At 71.7% G+C, this 17,390-nt stretch carries 14 protein-coding genes; 7 read left to right on the forward strand and 7 right to left on the reverse strand.

The genetic code is table 11. From position 1 onward, the window contains the following. Positions 1-16: 16 nt before the first annotated feature. Positions 17-1,291, reverse strand: coding sequence for an FAD-dependent oxidoreductase (locus ACFWPS_RS42485; RefSeq protein WP_383716290.1), 1,275 nt, complete (start codon positions 1,289-1,291; stop codon positions 17-19). A gap of 458 nt (positions 1,292-1,749) precedes the next feature. Between ACFWPS_RS42485 and ACFWPS_RS42490 the strand changes: the two genes are divergently transcribed. Both ACFWPS_RS42490 and ACFWPS_RS42495 read left to right on the forward strand, forming a co-directional pair. Beyond that, complete coding sequence (locus tag ACFWPS_RS42490; protein ID WP_383716293.1) at positions 1,750-2,724, forward strand: DMT family transporter; 975 nt, start codon at positions 1,750-1,752, stop codon at positions 2,722-2,724. Positions 2,725-3,009: 285 nt separating this feature from the next. Beyond that, the gene (locus tag ACFWPS_RS42495; protein WP_383716297.1) at positions 3,010-3,840 is read left to right on the forward strand and encodes a BTAD domain-containing putative transcriptional regulator; all 831 of its coding nucleotides are present in this window, start codon (positions 3,010-3,012) and stop codon (positions 3,838-3,840) included. A 31-nt stretch (positions 3,841-3,871) separates the two neighbouring features. On the opposite strand, the gene ACFWPS_RS42500 is transcribed toward ACFWPS_RS42495, so the two are convergent. Both ACFWPS_RS42500 and ACFWPS_RS42505 read right to left on the reverse strand, forming a co-directional pair. Next, on the reverse strand, positions 3,872-5,725 hold the full coding sequence (locus ACFWPS_RS42500; RefSeq protein WP_383716299.1) for a glycoside hydrolase family 5 protein: 1,854 nt from the start codon (positions 5,723-5,725) through the stop codon (positions 3,872-3,874). A gap of 101 nt (positions 5,726-5,826) precedes the next feature. Next, the gene (locus ACFWPS_RS42505) at positions 5,827-6,531 is read right to left on the reverse strand and encodes an alpha/beta fold hydrolase (protein ID WP_383716301.1); all 705 of its coding nucleotides are present in this window, start codon (positions 6,529-6,531) and stop codon (positions 5,827-5,829) included. Positions 6,532-6,689: 158 nt separating this feature from the next. Between ACFWPS_RS42505 and ACFWPS_RS42510 the strand changes: the two genes are divergently transcribed. Then, positions 6,690-7,379: a DUF6215 domain-containing protein gene (locus ACFWPS_RS42510; RefSeq protein WP_383716304.1), complete on the forward strand. Its 690-nt coding sequence runs from the start codon at positions 6,690-6,692 to the stop codon at positions 7,377-7,379. 92 nt (positions 7,380-7,471) lie between these two features. Here ACFWPS_RS42510 and ACFWPS_RS42515 read toward each other — a convergent pair whose 3' ends face one another. After that, positions 7,472-8,083 (reverse strand): hypothetical protein, encoded by a 612-nt coding sequence (locus tag ACFWPS_RS42515; RefSeq protein ID WP_383716307.1) that lies wholly within the window; start codon positions 8,081-8,083, stop codon positions 7,472-7,474. 499 nt (positions 8,084-8,582) lie between these two features. On the opposite strand from ACFWPS_RS42515, the gene ACFWPS_RS42520 reads away from it, so the two are divergent. Together ACFWPS_RS42520 and ACFWPS_RS42525 are read left to right on the forward strand one after the other, a co-directional pair. Beyond that, positions 8,583-9,167: a TetR/AcrR family transcriptional regulator gene (locus ACFWPS_RS42520; RefSeq protein WP_383716309.1), complete on the forward strand. Its 585-nt coding sequence runs from the start codon at positions 8,583-8,585 to the stop codon at positions 9,165-9,167. A gap of 70 nt (positions 9,168-9,237) precedes the next feature. Continuing rightward, a complete protein-coding gene (locus ACFWPS_RS42525) occupies positions 9,238-9,702 on the forward strand; it encodes a PaaI family thioesterase (RefSeq protein ID WP_383716324.1) in 465 nt (154 codons plus the stop codon). Positions 9,703-9,806: 104 nt separating this feature from the next. Here the strand turns inward: ACFWPS_RS42525 and ACFWPS_RS42530 are convergent, their stop codons facing one another. The 3 genes from ACFWPS_RS42530 to ACFWPS_RS42540 all read right to left on the reverse strand — a co-directional run bounded on the left by ACFWPS_RS42530 (position 9,807) and on the right by ACFWPS_RS42540 (position 14,042). After that, positions 9,807-11,837: an NAD(+) synthase gene (locus tag ACFWPS_RS42530; protein ID WP_383716327.1), complete on the reverse strand. Its 2,031-nt coding sequence runs from the start codon at positions 11,835-11,837 to the stop codon at positions 9,807-9,809. A gap of 208 nt (positions 11,838-12,045) precedes the next feature. Next, positions 12,046-12,882, reverse strand: coding sequence for a PaaX family transcriptional regulator C-terminal domain-containing protein (locus ACFWPS_RS42535; RefSeq protein ID WP_383716312.1), 837 nt, complete (start codon positions 12,880-12,882; stop codon positions 12,046-12,048). Between the two features lie 167 nt (positions 12,883-13,049). After that, positions 13,050-14,042, reverse strand: coding sequence for a phospholipase D-like domain-containing protein (locus ACFWPS_RS42540; protein WP_383716315.1), 993 nt, complete (start codon positions 14,040-14,042; stop codon positions 13,050-13,052). Positions 14,043-14,376: 334 nt separating this feature from the next. On the opposite strand from ACFWPS_RS42540, the gene ACFWPS_RS42545 reads away from it, so the two are divergent. Then, positions 14,377-16,761 (forward strand): ATP-binding cassette domain-containing protein, encoded by a 2,385-nt coding sequence (locus ACFWPS_RS42545; RefSeq protein WP_383716318.1) that lies wholly within the window; start codon positions 14,377-14,379, stop codon positions 16,759-16,761. 97 nt (positions 16,762-16,858) lie between these two features. Continuing rightward, positions 16,859-17,365 carry a MarR family winged helix-turn-helix transcriptional regulator gene (locus ACFWPS_RS42550; RefSeq protein ID WP_383716321.1) on the forward strand — a complete coding sequence of 169 codons (507 nt, stop codon included), beginning with the start codon at positions 16,859-16,861 and terminating at the stop codon, positions 17,363-17,365. Positions 17,366-17,390 lie beyond the last annotated feature (25 nt).

Raw genomic sequence — 17,390 nt, forward strand, 5'->3', positions numbered from 1 at the left:
CCGGCTGCCGGACTCCTCAGACGGCCGCCGCGACGTGCCGGGCGATGCGGACGGCGGCGAACTCCGTGCCCGCCACGAACCGCATCATCGGCCCGAACATCGGCGCCGCGAGCGAACCGGTGAAATACAGACCGGGCAGCGACGACTCGAACGTCCCCCGCAGGGCAGGCGCCCTCGAACCCGGCACGCACGCCACGGCGCGCCGCACCGTGGGAGACAGGAACGGCAGGGCGTCCAGGTCCAGCCGGTAACCGGTGGCCGCGAGCACATGGTCGACGGCAAGGGACTCACGCTCGCCCCCGGGACCGGAGACATCCAGACGCACCTCCGGCCCGCGGACCGCGGCCGCCGTGACCCGGCGCTCGGTGTGCACCGGTACGACACCCTCCACCCGGTCCCGCAGCCACCAGCCGCCCGAGGGCCCGAGCGCCCGCCGGAACAGCAGCAGCCGGGCCGGCGCGGGCAGCCACCGCACACCACCGGGCGACGCGCAGACCGCGGCCAGGATCCAGCCCGTGCCGAGCGGCGAGGCCGGTTTGGTCACCCGCTGCGTCCAGGGCCGGGCCAGGTCGGGCGTCATGCCCCACAGCACCGTCCGCTCGCGCACCAGGACCTGCGCCTCGGCGCCCGCCTCGTGCAGCAGCGCGGCGCTCTCCAGCGCGGACTGGCCACCGCCGATGACGGCCACCCGCCGTCCCGCGTACACGGACAGGTCCGTGTGGTGACTGGTGTGCGAGACGCGCGCCCGTGGGCCCGGCCCCTCGGGGGCGAGCTGCCGCAACTCGTCCGGGACATGGGCGAGACCGTTCAGGCCGGTCGCCACCACGACGGCCGAGGCCGCCATCTCCTTGCCGTCGTCCAGCCGGACGACGAATCCGGGGCCGTCCGCGGGCTGGTCGACCGCCGTCACCCGGACCGGCTCGACCTCGCCGACGTACCGCTTCTGGAACCACTGTCCGTACCGCACGAAGACATCGCACGGGATCGGTGTCAGCTCGGTCAGCTCCGGCTCGCTCTGCGCGCGCCGGAAGTCCGCCAGCCGGCCACCTGGCTCCGGCGCCGACAGGTCGGTCGCGTCCGGCGTCGATTTCAGGTACATCCCGGTGGCCATGGCGTGCCGCCAACTGCCCATTACGTCACCGAAGACGCGGACCGGTGCCCCCGCCGCCCGCAGATGGGCGGCCACCGACAGTCCGTACGGCCCGGCACCGATCACGACGACGGGTGGCCGCCCGTGTCCGGCGAACGTCTGCTCCTGGGCAGGGCGCTGCCCCGGAAGCGACTGCGTCATGCATTCCTCCGCTTGTCTGCTCGCCGCCTTCCCCAAGGCGGCGCGACACTGCGGGATGGCACGTCCGGCGTGAAACAGACGTGCTCGTCCCCCCTCCGCGGGTGAGTCTCTCCCAGGGGCGGGTACCGGGAAACGATATCGACGCACGTTGGCCAAAACTTGGTCGAACCATGCGACAAGTGACGTCAAGCATGTCATTGACGTGCGGCGGACGGCTGCCGGTGATCACGGAACCGACAGGACCGGTCGACGCCGGCCGGCGGGCCGCCCCGGTAGGATCCTCCCGTGAACACCTACTGGCACGTCGTTCTGCCGCCGCTCTGCGCCTGACCGGGCGCACCCGCTGACAGCTCGAACCCACGCTCCCGGCCCTGCCTCCGAGGCGGCCCGGGGCTCATGTCGTGCGCCCGTATCGAAACCAGTCCGCAGACGGTATTCGACGACGGAAGTTCACGACTGTGCCGAACCACACCTCACCCCGCTCTTCCCGCGCGCTCGGCACCGCCGCGCGCCCACGGCCCCGCCGTGCAGGCCCCTTCGCCGGGCCGCTCCCGATCCTCACTGCCGCCGTGCTGTGGGGCACCACCGGGACCGCGAGCTCCCTCGCCCCCGCCGGAGTGCCGGCCGCGGCCATCGGCGCCGCCGGCCTGGTCCTCGGCGGTCTGCTGCTGTTCCTGACCGCGCCCGGCAGCCGCTCCCTGCCCCGGGCCTGCACCGGTGGCGAGCGCCGGCTGCTCGCCCTGGGCACCCTCGCGGTGGCCGGGTACCCCCTCGCCTTCTACCCCGCCGTGGCCCGCACGGGCGTGGCGGTGGCCACCGTGATCGCGCTCGGCGGCGCCCCCGTCTTCGCCGGCCTCCTCGCCTGGTGCATCCGCCGGTCGCACCCCTCGGCCCGCTGGGCCACCGCGACCGCGACGGCCGTCCTCGGCTGCACGGTGCTCGTCCTCGGGCCGGGGCTGGCCGGTGACGGCGCCCCCGTGGACGTCCTCGGTGTCGTGTCGGCGGGCCTCGCGGGGCTGTCGTACGCCGTGTACGCCCTGGTCGGCGGGCGGCTCATCGCCCACGGGCATGCCTCCGGCGCCGTGCTGGGCGTGATGTTCGGGGGAGCGGCGCTGCTCGTGCTGCCGGTGGTGCTGTGGGGTGCCGGTGGCGGTCTGCTGACCGTGCGGGGCGCGCTGGTCGTCCTGTACCTCGGGGCGGTCACCACCTTCCTCTGCTACCGCCTGTTCGGGCAGGGCCTGCGCCGCACCGCCCCCCAGACCGCGACGACCCTGACACTGGCCGAGCCGGCCGTGGCCGCGGTCCTGGGAGTCGCGGTCCTGGGCGAGCGCCTGCCGGGCCTCTCCTGGTGCGGACTGGCGGTGCTGGCGCTCGGCATCGTGCTCCTCGCCGTACCCTTCGGCAGTCGCAGGCGGGGCACCCGACCCGAGTGACGGCAAAGTAACCGACCAGATGGTCTTTTTATAGCGATCCCCGAGGGAGAGATTCCGCCTGATTCGGTGGCCGAATCGAGTGACCCGATCCGGTCGGGGTCGCCCTCTCGGTCGCCGAAACAGTCGCGTTACGCTGGGACTTCGGTGACCGAGAGGGGCGTGCTGGAGTGCCGCCACCGTTCTCCGGCAGTTCGTCAGAATTGGTCCCGTCGCTGGTCTGTTGACAGACCGTCCATGCTGTTTTCTACTGGCGGCGTGTCAGATGAGAGGACCAGGGAGACGCGTGTGGACATCGGGCTGCTGGGCGCACTGAACGTACGGGAGAACGGGGCCTCCATCGCCCCGACCGCACCCAAGCCCCGCCAGGTGCTGGCCCTGCTGGCCCTGCACGCCGACCAGGTGGTGCCCGTCCCGACCCTGATCGAGGAACTCTGGGCGGGCACCCCACCGCGCAGTGCCCGCACCACCCTGCAGACTTACGTGCTCCAGCTCAGAGAGCTCATCGCGACGGCGCTGCGCCGGGGTGCGGATCCCGGGGACGCGGCCGCCCGCTCCGCCAAGGACGTGCTGGTGACCCTGCCGGGCGGCTATCTGCTCGCCGCCGGAGGCGGCGGCAGCGACATCCGGGAGTTCGACCGGCTGCGCGAACAGGGCGGCCGGGCCGTGGACGACGGGAACTTCGCCGGCGCCTCCAGCACCCTGCGCCAGGCGCTCGACCTGTGGAGCGGCCCGCCCTTCGCCGACGTGCCCACCGGGGTCCACCTGGGCATGGAGGCGCGGCGGCTGGAGGAGAGCCGGCTGTGCGTGCTGGACCAGCGCATCGAGGCCGACCTCCGGCTCGGCAGGCACCGCGAGCTGCTCGCCGAACTCACCGTCCTGACCAGCCGCTACCGCTCCCACGAGAACCTGCACGCGCAGTTCATGCTCGCCCTCTACCGCTCGGGCCGGCGCGGCGAGGCCCTCCTCGTCTACCAGCGGCTGCGCGCCCTCCTCGTCAGGGAGCTGGGACTGGAGCCGTCGGCACGCCTGCGCCGCCTCCAGCAGTCCATCCTCACGGCCACCGCCGAGAACCCCGGCCCACCGCCGCACCACGACGAACTGGCCCGCGTGCCCTGAACCTCCACCGGGGAACGGGGTTCCCCGGCGACTAGGTCGCCAACGGGACGCACAGCACGGCGGCGGGGCCCGGTGTGCTGCCCACCCGGGTGGTGAAGGCGACGCCGGCCAGGTACTCGCCGGCGGCACACTGGCCCTTGTAGGCGCCGTAGGCGAAGTCGTCGCCCGCCCCGTCGGCGGGCCGGTTGTCGGACCGGTCGAACCACACCGTCCGGCCGCTCGCGCCCGACGCGGCGCGCGCGGGCGCACACAGCAGCGCCGACACCCGCTCCCCGCGACGGCTGTAGCCGATCGCGAACTGGCCCGCCGGGCACTGGTACTTGGTGTACCCGGAGGCCCAGTCGCCGCCCGCCGGGACGTACCGTTCGTCCGTGACCACCGTCTGCGCGCTGCCCGTTGCGCGCAGGTCCCCGGCGGTCGCGTCGGTGCACAGACCGCGTCCGCCGGAGTGTGCGAGACCGATCAGCCGCAGCCCGTCCGGGCAGACCGCCTTGTAGGCGCCGGAGTCCCAGTCGCCGCCGGCCCGCACCCGCAGCGACTCGACCTGGTCGCCGTGGTCCGTGGACAGCATGCGCCAGGTCGTCCCCGGCTCGACGTACCCCGTGCGGCCGGCGGAGTTCATGAGGTGGTCCCAGGCCGTGGCCCGCCAGTCGCCGCCGTCGAGGATGCCGGACCGGTGCCCGGAGGTGTCGTAGCGCAGCAGCGCCCAGTCGTCGTGGCCCTCCCAGCCGACCAGCGGCCAGTAGGCGAAGTCCGTGTCGTGGTCGGCGAAGTAGTCGGTGATGTTGCCGAACCAGGTGCGGGCCGCGGTCCCCGTCTCGTTCGCGCCGATGCCGAACTCGCTGACCCACACGGGCGCGGTGTAGTGCTTGCCCTCGCCGGTGACGAAGAAGGCCTCGTCGGCGAGGGCCTGGTAGAGCTCGTCGCGGGTCAGGTCCTGGTAGCGGGGGTCGCTGGTCTCGCCGATGCCGGTGGCGCCGCTGTGCCGGGGGCCCGTGTAGCCGTAGAAGTGGGCCGAGTAGACCAGCTTGTGGGCGTCGACGAGGGTGTTCGAGAGGGTGCGGACGGGGGTGAGGACCGGGCGGCCGTGGGGGAGCCCGTCCACCGGCAGGCCGGTCCAGTTGATGCCCTCGATGACGATGAGCAGGTTCGGATTCGCCTCGGTCAGGATGCGGTCGGCGGCGAGCTGGGCGGCCGCGTACCAGTCGTGGTCGTCGCCCAGGCCCCAGTTGGGGTCGTCGAGAACGTTCCGGCGCACCTCGTTGTAGAGGTCGGCACCCACGACACGGGAGTTCGCGGCGTAGCGGCGGGCCATGAAGACCCAGTCGTCGGCCCACTGCTGGGTCGACTGGCCGGTGTTCCAGCGTTCGTTGCCGTCGACGCCGCAGCACCAACGGGAGGTGTTGGTGTGGTTGTTGAGGATGACGGCGAAACCCGCGCCGGTGAGGGCGGTCACGACGGCGTCGTAGACCTCCAGCGGTGTCCTGCCGCGCAACTGCGGATTGGCGGTGAGCGCGGCGTCCGGCACCGGAGTCGTCGTGTGGATCATCTCGTTCGAGAACGGCAGCCGGATGCTGTTGATGCGGAGTGCCTGGAAGTCCGAGACGAGCTGGGACAGGGGGGCGCGGTCCAGGCCGAGGGGGATGCCGTAGGAGTCCTGGCCGGCGTGGTGGTTGGCGGGATCGTCGATGCTGCCGCTGCCCGTCCAGGAGCCTTGTGCGCCGTCCCAGTTGGCGGCCTTGAGGCGGAAGCGGTTGCCCGCGGCGTCGACGATGTAGCGGCCTCGGGTGGAGAGCGGGGGCTGCCAGGTGCCGCCGGCCGACGCGGCCGCAGCCGGCGTGGCGGCGGCGGGGGCCGTGCCGGACAGGGTGAGAACCAGAAACATGGCTGTCAGGTACGTGACAATCCGGAACGATCGTATGATCGGCATCGGCAGTCCTCTGGATGGATGTCCCGTGGGGGCGAGGCACCCTACCAGGGCACGGGTCAGCGCAGAAGCGGCCCGTCGGACGCGCAGGCCTCGGCCGTCCACCCCTCGAGGTCGCGTTCGGGGCGCAGCAACCGCCTGATGGCGGCGGCGGAGGCGCGGTGCCAGTCACGGCTGCGGCGGAGCATCGCGTGATCGCCGCCCCTGAGCAGCACCATCCCGGCCTGTGCGCCTGCCGTACGGGCCTGCCGTACATATGCCGCGGAGTCGGCGGGGCCGGTGGTCCGGTCGCGGTCCCCGTGCAGGACGACGATCCGCGTCCCGGTGAGATCGTCGACCGGGTCGCCGGGCGGGCACCAGGGGGCGAGCGCGAGCACTCCGCGCACCGAGGGGTCGGCCGCCGCGCGCAGTGCCGCCCGGCCGCCCATCGAATGGCCGACCAGTACGACAGGCGCGTCACCGGCCAGACCGCGCAGCTCGTCGAGGGCGCGCAGGGTGTCCTGGAGCGGGTCGGCGGCGTCGTTCCAGCCCTGGTAGCGGTAGCGCACCTGGCCGATCAGCACGTCGCGGGGCGAGGAGACCGAGGCGGCGGCGCTCAGGAACGGGCGCATACGCACCGCGGCCGGCTGCCAGCGGTGCGCCCGACGGCGTCCGTTCTCCTGGCCGCCGTGCAGGACGAGCACCGCCGCGCGCGTCCGGTCCCGCGGGCTGCGACGCACCACCAGGGCGCTCCCGCCCGCCTCGACGACCCGTCCGTCGGTCACCGTGTCCCCCCTGTTTCCTCCGGCTTGAAGCGTGCTCTCGCCATCAAACACTGCCGGAGGAATCCCCTGCCACCAGGGGCATGTGCGGCGCGTGCCTTCCCCGTGAACATCGGTTAGGCTCCAGCGCGCACAGGGGATGCACAGCGGGGGTGGGGGACATGACCGAGGGTTTCAGCGAGCCCGAAAAGAACGGCAGACCGGGACTTCAGGCGATCGCGGCGGTGGCCTTGTTCGCGGTCGTCGTGGGCGCTCTGTGGGCGCAGAAGCAGTTCGTCCACCAGAAGGACGCGTCCGCTGAACCGGCGACCTGCTCGACCTCGGACGACCACCTGCCGGCCCGCTATGTCTCCGGCGCCCGGTTGTGCGCGGCGCTCAACCGCCCCGACCTGCCGGCCCTGCTGGGGACCTCGCGTGAGCGGATCGAGACCGCCGACGGCAGCGGGGAGTGGCTCACGCTCGCCGGGGGCACGAAGATCGCCGAACCCGAGGCGACGGTGACCCTGGAGACGTACTCCGTGAAGCTGACGGCGTCGTACGACGACATGACCGTCTCCGAGGCGGGTGGCCTGCTGGGCGACGCCCGCAGGACGACCGTCCTCGGGCACCCCGCCCTCCTCTACTCCAGCCCGACCTTCTCCATAGGCTTCGACCTCGGCGGCGGCAAGGCGAGCACGGGCCCCGGCGGCACCGCGCGCTGCGTCCTGGTCTCCAAGCACGGCAAGGACGACGGCAAGGGCACGTACGAGGTCTCGCTATGGCGGCAGGACGACGTACCGCCGGACGACACGGCCCTGGTGCGGGTCGCCGAGCAGGTGCTGCCGACCGTCCCGGGCTGGAACGGGCACTGACGGCCCCGGCAGGGACCGGGTGTGCCGCTGGGCCGCCCGGGTCCGTGGGCGGTCCGGCGGCGGGGACCGTGCCGACGTGGTGCGTCAGTTGCTCACGGAGCGACGGTCGTTGCGGAGACGAGGCTGCCCGCCGAGGGCAGCGTCGGCAGCGGGGGCACGGCGCCGAGGAGACCGGTGACCGTGTCGAGGATCGGGGCGAGCAGCCCGGTGACGGCACTCAGCACCCCGCCGAGGTCGAGCGAGGTCAGCGAGGTGAGCAGGCTGTCGACGGCGGACTGGATCGCGCTCAGCAGGTCCGAGACGGGGTCGGCCGCGCGAGGCGCCACCCGGTGCGCGCGGTCGGCGGAGCCGGTTTCCAGATGCCGCAGCCGCTTCTGGAGCGTGCTGCTCCACTCCCGTACCACCTTGGCGTAGGCGGCGGCCCTGGCCGGGTCGATCCGGGTGCCCTGCGCCGTGGTGAGGTCGGGCAGCGCGTCCAGGAGAGGTGTCAGGGCGCGGTCGTACCGCGACGTGTCCGCCGCGTCGATCCGGTCGAGAAGCGTGGCGATGTCGGTGCCGGGCCGCAGAACCGTCCGCGCGGCACCGGGTCCCGACGCTTCTCGGCCGGCGTCGGCGGCGGCAGCGGAGGCGGCGGCCGGGCCGAGAACCAGGGCGGCACAGACCAGGGGGGAGACGAGGAGGCCGCGGGAGACTAGGGCGCGCATGGGTTTCCTTTCGAGAACTGCTGTCTTGCGCCCACCGTGGAAAGCGGGGGGAGGCCCCGCAACCGGTCACCGGCCGTGAACGGCGTCGTGCGCGCCATGGTGACGGCCCTGACCAGGTGGTTTACGTCGCTCCGGGGCTCCGTCCGGGTGTCGGTCGGATGTTCGCCCGTCAGGGTGCGCCCGGCGGCCGACGCCGACCGCACATGCGAAGAGCCCCACCCCTGACGGATCAGGGGCGGGGCTCTTCGCGTCGAGCGCCGGGCAGGCCTTGCACCTGCATTTCCCCGCAGGAAGCGGAGCGTCTTTCCTTGGACCACCAACGCATCGCGTGCCACCCGGAGTTGGGCGCCTCGCTCAAGATCGATTCTACCCCGACCGGGGTGTCGGCCACAAACCGGAGCAGGTGCTCGTCGGTGGCTCTTGCATGTTCTATGGCATACACCATAAGTTACTGTTGCGTAAGGATGTGAGGTGTCTCCGAGGGAGGGGTGGTGGCCGCATGAGCCCGCGCAGGAGCGACAGCCGGGAACGGATGCTCCGCGGTGCCTCGGAGCTGCTCCGTGAGTACGGCGCCGGCGCCACCAGCATCGACCGGGTCCTCGCCCGCACCGGCGCACCCCGCGGCTCCGTCTACCACCACTTTCCCGGCGGGCGTGCGCAGCTGGTCGAGGAGGCGGTGACCATGTCCGGTGACCACATGCTGAGGCGGATCGACGCAGCCATGGAGGCCGAGGGCCCCCTGGAGGCGGTCGACTCCTTCTTCGCGCTGTGGCGGGAGCGGCTGGCGGAGAGCGGCTACCGCGTCGGCTGCCCGATCGTGGCCGTGGCCGCGGAGACCAACGACGAGGCACCCCAGCTCGCCCGCTCCGCCGCCGCCGTCTTCGCCCGCTGGCAGGAGGCACTGGCCGCGCACTTCCACCGGCACGGCCTCCCGCAGCCGCGCAGCACCCGGCTGGCGGCCTTCGTCGTCGCCGCCCTCGAAGGCGCCGTGATCATGTGCCGCGCCGAACAGACCACCGCACCTCTGGACGCGGCCGCCGCCGAGCTGCGTGAACTGCTCACCCATGCCTTCCACGACCAGTGACGACCACCGCGGCCCGCTGCCCGGACGGCGGCCCGGCCCGCACCACCACCAGCACACCGAGGAGCCACCCGTGTCCACCACCGAACTCGCCGCCCTGTCCGGCCTCGAACTGATGCGCCGGATACAGTCCGACCAGCCGGCCGGCAGCGTCACCCCGTCCATCGGCCGGCTGCTCGGCATGCGCTTCGACGCGGTGGAGCACGGCCGCATGGTCATCTCGCTCGACACCCGCCCCGACTTCACCAACCCCCTCGGCATCGTCCACGGCGGCATCGCGGCCACCCTTCTCGACTCCGTGATGGGCTGCGCCGTGCACACCACCCTGCCCGCCGGCGTCGGCTACACCACCCTCGAACTCAAGGTCAACTACATCCGCGCCGCCCACACCGGAGGCCAGACGCTCACCGCCGAGGGGAACGTCATCCACGTCGGCCGCTCCACCGCCACCGCCGAGGGCAAGGTGCTGGACGAGCGCGGCAAACTGATCGCCCACGCGACCACCACCTGCCTCGTCATGCGGCCGGCCGGAGACTGACGGCGCACCGGACCCAGGCGACCGACGGCGCAGCGGACCCGTGCGAAGCATGCGAAGAGCCCCGCCCCTGACGGACCAGGGCGGGGCTCTTCGCGGGCGGGCGGCTACTCCGGGACGCGGGCCAGGTCGTGCAGCCAGGCCTTCGCCGAACTGTCCGACGGAGCACGCCAGTCGCCGCGCGGGGAGAGCGAACCGCCCGCCGAGACCTTCGGTCCGTTCGGCATCGCCGAGCGCTTGAACTGGGCGAAGGCGAAGAAGCGCCGGCAGAAGTAGTCGAGCCAGTGCCGGATCTCCGTAAGGTCGTACGCCTTGCGCTCGGCCTCGGGGAAGCCGGGCGGCCAGGCGCCCGCGTTCCGGTCGTGCCAGGCGTGCCAGGCCAGGAGGGCGATCTTCGACGGCCGGAACCCGTGCCGCAGCACCTGGTAGAGGGTGAAGTCGTGCAGCGCGTACGGGCCGATCTTGGACTCGGTGGACTGCAGCTCCTCGCCCGGCACCAGCTCCGGGCTGATCTCCGTGTCGAGGATCGCGGCGAGGGTCTCGGCGGTCTCCGCGTCGAACTGCTCGCTGCTGATGACCCAGCGGATCAGGTGCTGGATCAGGGTCTTCGGTACCCCGGAGTTGACGTTGTAGTGGCTCATCTGGTCGCCGACGCCGTACGTCGACCAGCCCAGCGCCAGCTCCGACAGATCCCCGGTGCCGAGGACGATGCCGCCGCGCTGGTTGGCCAGCCGGAACAGGTAGTCGGTGCGCAGACCGGCCTGCACGTTCTCGAAGGTCACGTCGTAGACCGGCTCGCCGGCGGCGAACGGGTGGCCCATCTCCTGCAGCATCAGCCGAGCGGTCGGCGTGATGTCCAGCTCGGCCGCGGTCACACCGAGCGAGTTCATCAGGCGGTGGGCGTTGCCCTTGGTGTGCTCGCCGGTCGCGAAACCCGGCAGGGTGAAGGCCAGGATGTCGCTGCGCGGGCGGCCCGCGCGGTCCATCGCCCGGGCGGCGACGATCAGCGCGTGCGTGGAGTCGAGGCCGCCGGACACCCCGATGACCACCTTCGGGCCGCCGATCGCCGCCAGCCGCTGCTGGAGCGCGGCGACCTGGATGTTGTACGCCTCGTAGCAGTCCTGGGCGAGCCGCTGCGGGTCGGCGGGGACGAAGGGGAAGCGCTCGACGCGGCGGCGCAGCCCGAGGTCGGCGGTCGGCGGGTCAAGGCGGAAGGGGACGGTCCGGAAGCCGCTCGTGCGTGCCGCGTGGGTACGGCGGTTGTCGTCGAACGAACCCATCCGGGCCCGCTCCTGCCGCAGCAGGTCCAGGTCCACGTCGGCGACCGCGTACTGGTCGTCCAGCGGGAACCGGTCCGTCTCGGCCAGCAGCGCGCCGTTCTCGTAGATCATGGTCTGGCCGTCCCAGGACAGGTCCGTCGACGACTCGCCGAGCCCGGCCGCCGCGTAGACGTACGCGGCGAGACAGCGCTGCGACGCGGAGCGGCACAGCAGCTTGCGGTCCTCCGCACGGCCGACCGTGATCGGGCTGCCCGAGAGGTTGACCAGCACGGTCGCCCCGGCCAGCGCCGCCTCCGCGCTGGGCGGCACCGGCACCCACATGTCCTCGCAGATCTCGGCGTGCAGCACGAGTCCGGGGACGTCCTCCGCCTCGAACAGCAGGTCCACCCCGAACGGCACGCTCTCGCCGCCGATCCGGATGGTGCCGCCCCGCTCGTCGTCGCCCGCGGCGATCTGGCGCCGCTCGTAGAACTCCCGGTAGTTCGGCGGGTACGACTTGGGCGCGACCCCGAGGATCCGGCCGCGGTGCACGAACACCGCGCAGTTGTAGACGCGGTTGCGGTGGCGCAGCGGGGCGCCGACGACGAGGACCGGCAGCAGGCCGGCCGAACCGGCCGCCACCGTCGCGACGGCCTCCTCGACCTGGTCGAGCACCGCGTCCTGGAGCAGCAGGTCCTCGATCGAGTAACCGGTCAGGCCGAGCTCCGGGAAGACCGCCACCGCGACGCCCTCCTCGGCACAGCGGCGGGCCTGCCGCAGTACCGCCTCGGCGTTGGCGCGCGGGTCGGCGATGACGGTGTGGCCCGTGCACGAGGCGACGCGGGCGAAACCGTGCTCATAGATCGACCAGAAGTTCAACGGGGCTTCCTCGGGAGAGACGGACACGGTGCGGATGCCGGACAGGGAGCGTCGCCGTACACGGGCACCCTCTCCTTCGATCCTTCGACGGACTGGCGAACCTCCTGCCCCAAGCAGCATAGATCGCCTGATGATCTGGGCTGACCAGGCATTCTGCGCAGGCCGCGCGGCGGCTGGCCGCACACGGCGGCCGGCCGTGCGCGGCAGGTCACAGGGGCGTGGTCTCCAGGAGGGCCGCGGCCATCTCGCGGGCCGGGGCCTCGGTCTCGGCCGCGACGCGGTGGAACGTCGTCTCCGCCTCATGGGCCGGCCAGTCGGCGGGCAGGTGCCGCACGGGCAGCCGCGGATCGGTGCGGATGATGCCCAGCCACTCGCTGACCAGCCGCAGCCGGGTGACGACGGCGTCGTCGTCGGCGTCGGCCCGCCACGCGTCCCAGCGGGCGCGGAAGTCCTCGTAGCGGGCCGCGATCGACCCCAGGTCCCAGGTGTCGCGGATCATGAGGTCGATGTCCGTCGCCTCGTCGGCCAGCGCGTGGAAGATCTTCACATGGGCGGAGAGCCCGAGTTCGGCGACCACGGCGGAGACGTCCACGCGGCCGGGCGCGATCCACAGCCCGCTGTAGAGCGGCCCGAAGCCGGACCAGCCGAGCTGGGAGCGCAGATCGTGCCGCTGGCGCTGCCAGGACTCCGGCAGTGAGAAGCCGAGCAGGGTCCAGGAGCCGTCCCAGTCGTCGTTGACGGCGCCCGTGTCCCAGATACGACGCCGGCCGTCGTGCAGGATCTGGGTGGCGAGGGGCGTCAGGCCGAAGTACATCCTGCGGCCCTGCCGTTGCCGTTGCAGCAGGTTCCGGTTGACCATGCGGGTGAGCGTGGAGCGTACGGCCTGCTCGCCGACGCCCGCCCGGCCCAGGACCGTGATGATGCTGCCGGAGTAGACGGCCAGCGGCCCCTGCTCCAGCACGTGGTTGCCGAAGAAGGCGAGCAGGAGCGACTGCGGTCGGGGCTGCGGGGCGTCCAGGGGTTCCGGGACCGTCTCGGCGTTCACGTGCGCAAGATTACGGCCACGTGGCCGACGTCCACGGCGCGGGTGGCACGCCGGGCGGCGTGCCCGGTTGACGGGTGCCGAGGCAGCGGGCAACACCCGCCCCGGCCGGGCCGAAGCGCGGTCGGGGCGGGACGAAGCGCGGCCGGGGCGGGCCCGCGAAAGCGGAACTACGCGGCGGTGCCGCCCGAGTAGTCACTGTTGAACGTGGTCTCGACGGTCGTGGCCACCGACTGCGCCACCCCGGTACCCGTGAGGATGATGCCCAGCTCACGGTTGTTGGAGAGGGAGTTGCTGCTGATGTTCATGGAGCCGGCCTCCACCTCCTGGGTGGACAGGCCGTAGTCGGCGACCATGGCCTTGGCGTGGATGTAGAAGCCGTTGGGGTCGGAGTAGCCGACGACCGTGCCGCCGGCGCTCTTGATCGAGGAGACCTCGCTGGAGTAGTCGGCCGGCGTCTCCAGGACGACCCGCACCTTCACGCCCGCCTTGGCTCTGGCGACGATGGCGTTGACCACGGTGCTGTCGCTGAACTCCAGCTCCTCGACGTCGAGCGTCTTGGTGGCGGCGTTGATCACGGTCAGCAGGCGGCTGCGCGAGTCGGTGGGGGACCAGAGCAGGTGGTCGCCGTCGGTGGGGGTGATCGAGGTGCCGGCGTAGTCGGCGTTGAAGACCTTCTCGATCGCCGCGACGTCACGGGTGTCGTCGGTGAAGACGCCGTAGTCCCGGCCGGTCGAGTAGTACTGGGAGGTCAGGTTGCCGGTCAGGACGAGCGACTTCGTGGCGTCGACCGTGATGGTCTTCTGGTGCGTGTAGACGAAGCTGGTCGACGACCACGCCACGCCCACACCCGCGTTCGTGAGGGAGGTGTAGGCGGAGTTGTTGGCGCTCTTGTGCGCCTGGTCCAGGACCACCCGCACGGTGACGCCCTTGTTCTTGAGGGCGATGAGGTCGTTGACGGCCGTGGTGTCCTCCAGCTCGTACATCGTCATGTCGAGCGAGCTGGTGGCCGAGTTGATGAAGTCGTAGATCGTCGGCTCGCTGCTGCTGAGCGAGAAGGCGAACGCGGTGTAGCTCGCGGCGTTCGCGGGGACCGCGGTGGCGACCACGGCCGCGCTGGCCGCCAGGGCGACCCCCGCGCGAACGAGAAGCTTCGACAGCATGTGCGTGACTCCTAGTCGGATAGACGCTCACGTGGGGGGTGGGTGAGCGTGGGCATGACACCACGCGCGTAGACTGCCGAGGAAGAGAAGCCGGGTGAACTCACCGTTACCTGTGCGGCGTACGGGCGGACATAGCGGACTCGGCGCAGGTGGGGGCCGGTTCATGGGCATACCGCGAGAACGCAAAATCTTCGTAGCCAAGCGCCTGGGAAGCCGTATGTGACCGTCCGGGCGGCAGGGCCGGTCAGGAATGGAGAAGCGTTACTCCTCCTCCCCGGCTAGCGTGACGGCCGTCGACCGAGACCCCGCGCAGCAGACGGAGACGGGTTTGAGCATGGCCAGAGAGACCGGAACGACCACGTCCGCGCCGCACGTGGCCGACAGCCACGGCCTGATTCGCGTGCACGGCGCGCGGGAGAACAACCTCAAGGACGTCAGCATCGAGATCCCGAAGCGCCGGCTGACGGTCTTCACCGGCGTCTCCGGCTCGGGCAAGAGCTCGCTGGTGTTCGACACCATCGCCGCCGAGTCGCAGCGGCTGATCAACGAGACCTATCCCGCCTTCGTCCAGGGCTTCATGCCCAACCTGGCCCGCCCCGAGGTCGACGTCCTGGAAGGCCTGACCACCGCGATCATCGTCGACCAGCAGCGGATGGGCGGCGACCCCCGTTCCACCGTCGGCACCGCCACCGACGCCAACGCCCTGCTGCGCATCCTCTTCAGCCGCCTGGGCAAGCCGCACATCGGCTCACCCAAGGCGTTCTCCTTCAACATCGCCTCGATCAGCGGGGCGGGCGCCGTCACCGTCGAACGCGCCGGGCAGAAGGTGAAGGAGCGGCGCAGCTTCAGCATCACCGGCGGCATGTGCCCGCGCTGCGAGGGCCGGGGCGCCGTCACCGACCTCGATCTGGCCCAGCTCTACGACGAGACCCTGTCCCTCGACGAGGGCGCGATCACCGTCCCCGGCTACAAGGGCGGCGGCTGGAACTCCCGCCTCTACGCCGAGTCGGGTTTCTTCGACCCGGACAAGCCGATCAGCAAGTTCACCAAGAAGGAGCTGCAGGACTTCCTGTACCGGGAGCCGACCCGGATGAAGATCGCGGGCATCAACATGACCTACGAGGGTCTGATCCCGCGCATCCAGAAGTCCATGCTCTCCAAGGACAAGGAGTCGATGCAGCCGCACATCCGCGAGTTCGTGGAGCGGGCGGTCACCTTCGCCACCTGCCCCGACTGCGACGGCACCCGGCTGAGCGAGGGCGCCCGCTCCTCGAAGATCGACGGGATCAGCATCGCCGACGCCTGCGCGATGCAGATCAGCGACCTGGCCGCCTGGGTCAGGCGTGTCGACGAGCCGTCGGTCGCCCCCCTCCTCGACACGCTCCGGCACACCCTGGAGTCGTTCGTGGAGATCGGCCTCGGCTATCTCTCGCTCGACCGGCCGGCCGGCACCCTCTCCGGCGGCGAGGCACAGCGCACCAAGATGATCCGCCACCTCGGCTCCTCGCTCACCGACGTCACCTACGTCTTCGACGAGCCCACCACCGGCCTGCACCCGCACGACATCCAGCGGATGAACGGCCTGCTGCTGCGGCTGCGCGACAAGGGCAACACGGTGCTCGTCGTGGAGCACAAGCCGGAGGTCATCGCCATCGCCGACCACGTCGTCGACCTCGGCCCCGGCGCCGGGGCGGGCGGCGGCACGGTCTGCTTCGAGGGCACCGTCGAGGCGCTGCGGACCGGCGGCACCATCACCGGCCGCCACTTCGACGACCGGGCCGCCCTCAAGGACACGGTCCGCAAGTCCACCGGCACGCTGGAGATCCGCGGCGCGTCCACCCACAACCTGCAGGGCGTCGACGTCGACATCCCGCTCGGCGTCCTGGCCGTAGTGACCGGTGTCGCGGGCTCCGGCAAGAGCTCCCTGGTGCACGGTTCGATCCCGGCCGGCGCCGGGGTGGTCTCCGTCGACCAGGGCGCCATCCGCGGCTCCCGGCGCAGCAACCCGGCGACGTACACCGGACTGCTCGACCCGATCCGCAAGGCGTTCGCCAAGCAGAACGGCGTCAAGCCCACCCTGTTCAGCTCCAACTCCGAGGGCGCCTGCCCCACCTGCAACGGCGCCGGCGTGATCTACACCGACCTGGCGATGATGGCGGGCGTCGCCACCACCTGCGAGGAGTGCGACGGCAAGCGGTTCGAGGCGTCGGTCCTCGACTACCACCTAGGCGGCCGTGACATCAGCGAGGTGCTGGCGATGCCGGTGACCGAGGCCGGGGAGTTCTTCGCCGCGGGCGAGGCGCACACCCCGGCCGCCCACCGCATCCTCCAGCGGCTCAACGACGTCGGCCTCGGCTACCTCACCATCGGCCAGCCGCTCACCACCCTGTCCGGCGGCGAGCGCCAGCGCCTCAAACTGGCGACGCACATGGCCGACAAGGGCGGCGTCTACGTCCTCGACGAGCCGACCGCGGGCCTGCACCTCGCCGACGTCGAGCAGCTCCTCGGCCTGCTGGACCGGCTGGTCGACTCCGGCAAGTCGGTCATCGTCGTGGAACACCACCAGGCGGTCATGGCCCACGCCGACTGGATCATCGACCTCGGCCCCGGCGCCGGCCACGACGGCGGCCGGATCGTCTTCGAGGGGACTCCGGCCGACCTGGTGGCCGCCCGCTCGACCCTCACCGCCGAACACCTCGCGCAGTACATCGGCGCCTGAGCCGGGCCGACCGGTGGGGCGGGGACCGGGCTCCCGCCCCACCGGTCGGCCTCCACTAAGGTTTGAATATTCAAACATAGATCGTTAGACTGCGGCCATGACCACCACGCCACGCTGGCTGAACCCCGAGGAACGACGGGCGTGGCTCGCCTACGTCCAGTTCTCCACCCACCTGTCGGACCACCTGAACCGCCAGCTGCGCCGCGACGCGGGGATGACCCATGCCGACTACACGCTGCTCGCCAACCTCTCCTCGGTCAAGGATCACAGTCTGACCATGTCCGAGCTGGCCGAACGCCTGAAGATCACCCGAAGCCGCCTCACCCACGCGGTGACCCGCCTCCAGGAGGCCGGCTACGTCGACCGCCGCGAGGACCCCGTCAACCGCCGTAACCAGCACGCCGTCCTCACCCCGGCCGGCATGAGCCTCCTGGAGCGCGCGGCCCCCGGCCATGTCGAGGCGGTCCGCCGGGCCGTCTTCGACTCCCTCACCCCCGAGCAGGTGACCCAGTTCGCCGCGATCGGCGAGGCCGTCAACAACGCCCTGCAGCGTATGGACGCCGACAGCGACGAGCAGGAGGCGCTGCCCTGGCGACGCCGTTAGCGCAGCGCCCACCGCGGCGGTACGA

This window comes from Streptomyces sp. NPDC058457 (assembly GCF_042720695.1).
In the GTDB taxonomy this organism is placed as follows: domain Bacteria; phylum Actinomycetota; class Actinomycetes; order Streptomycetales; family Streptomycetaceae; genus Streptomyces.

Coding starts and splice junctions, on each gene's coding strand:
- ACFWPS_RS42485 (WP_383716290.1), bottom strand. CDS start 1,291: ATGACGCAGTCGCTTCCGGGGCAGCGCCCTGCCCAGGAGCAGACGTTC.
- ACFWPS_RS42500 (WP_383716299.1), bottom strand. CDS start 5,725: ATGTTTCTGGTTCTCACCCTGTCCGGCACGGCCCCCGCCGCCGCCACG.
- ACFWPS_RS42510 (WP_383716304.1), top strand. CDS start 6,690: ATGACCGAGGGTTTCAGCGAGCCCGAAAAGAACGGCAGACCGGGACTT.
- ACFWPS_RS42515 (WP_383716307.1), bottom strand. CDS start 8,083: ATGCGCGCCCTAGTCTCCCGCGGCCTCCTCGTCTCCCCCCTGGTCTGT.
- ACFWPS_RS42520 (WP_383716309.1), top strand. CDS start 8,583: ATGAGCCCGCGCAGGAGCGACAGCCGGGAACGGATGCTCCGCGGTGCC.
- ACFWPS_RS42540 (WP_383716315.1), bottom strand. CDS start 14,042: ATGCTGTCGAAGCTTCTCGTTCGCGCGGGGGTCGCCCTGGCGGCCAGC.
- ACFWPS_RS42545 (WP_383716318.1), top strand. CDS start 14,377: ATGGCCAGAGAGACCGGAACGACCACGTCCGCGCCGCACGTGGCCGAC.
- ACFWPS_RS42550 (WP_383716321.1), top strand. CDS start 16,859: ATGACCACCACGCCACGCTGGCTGAACCCCGAGGAACGACGGGCGTGG.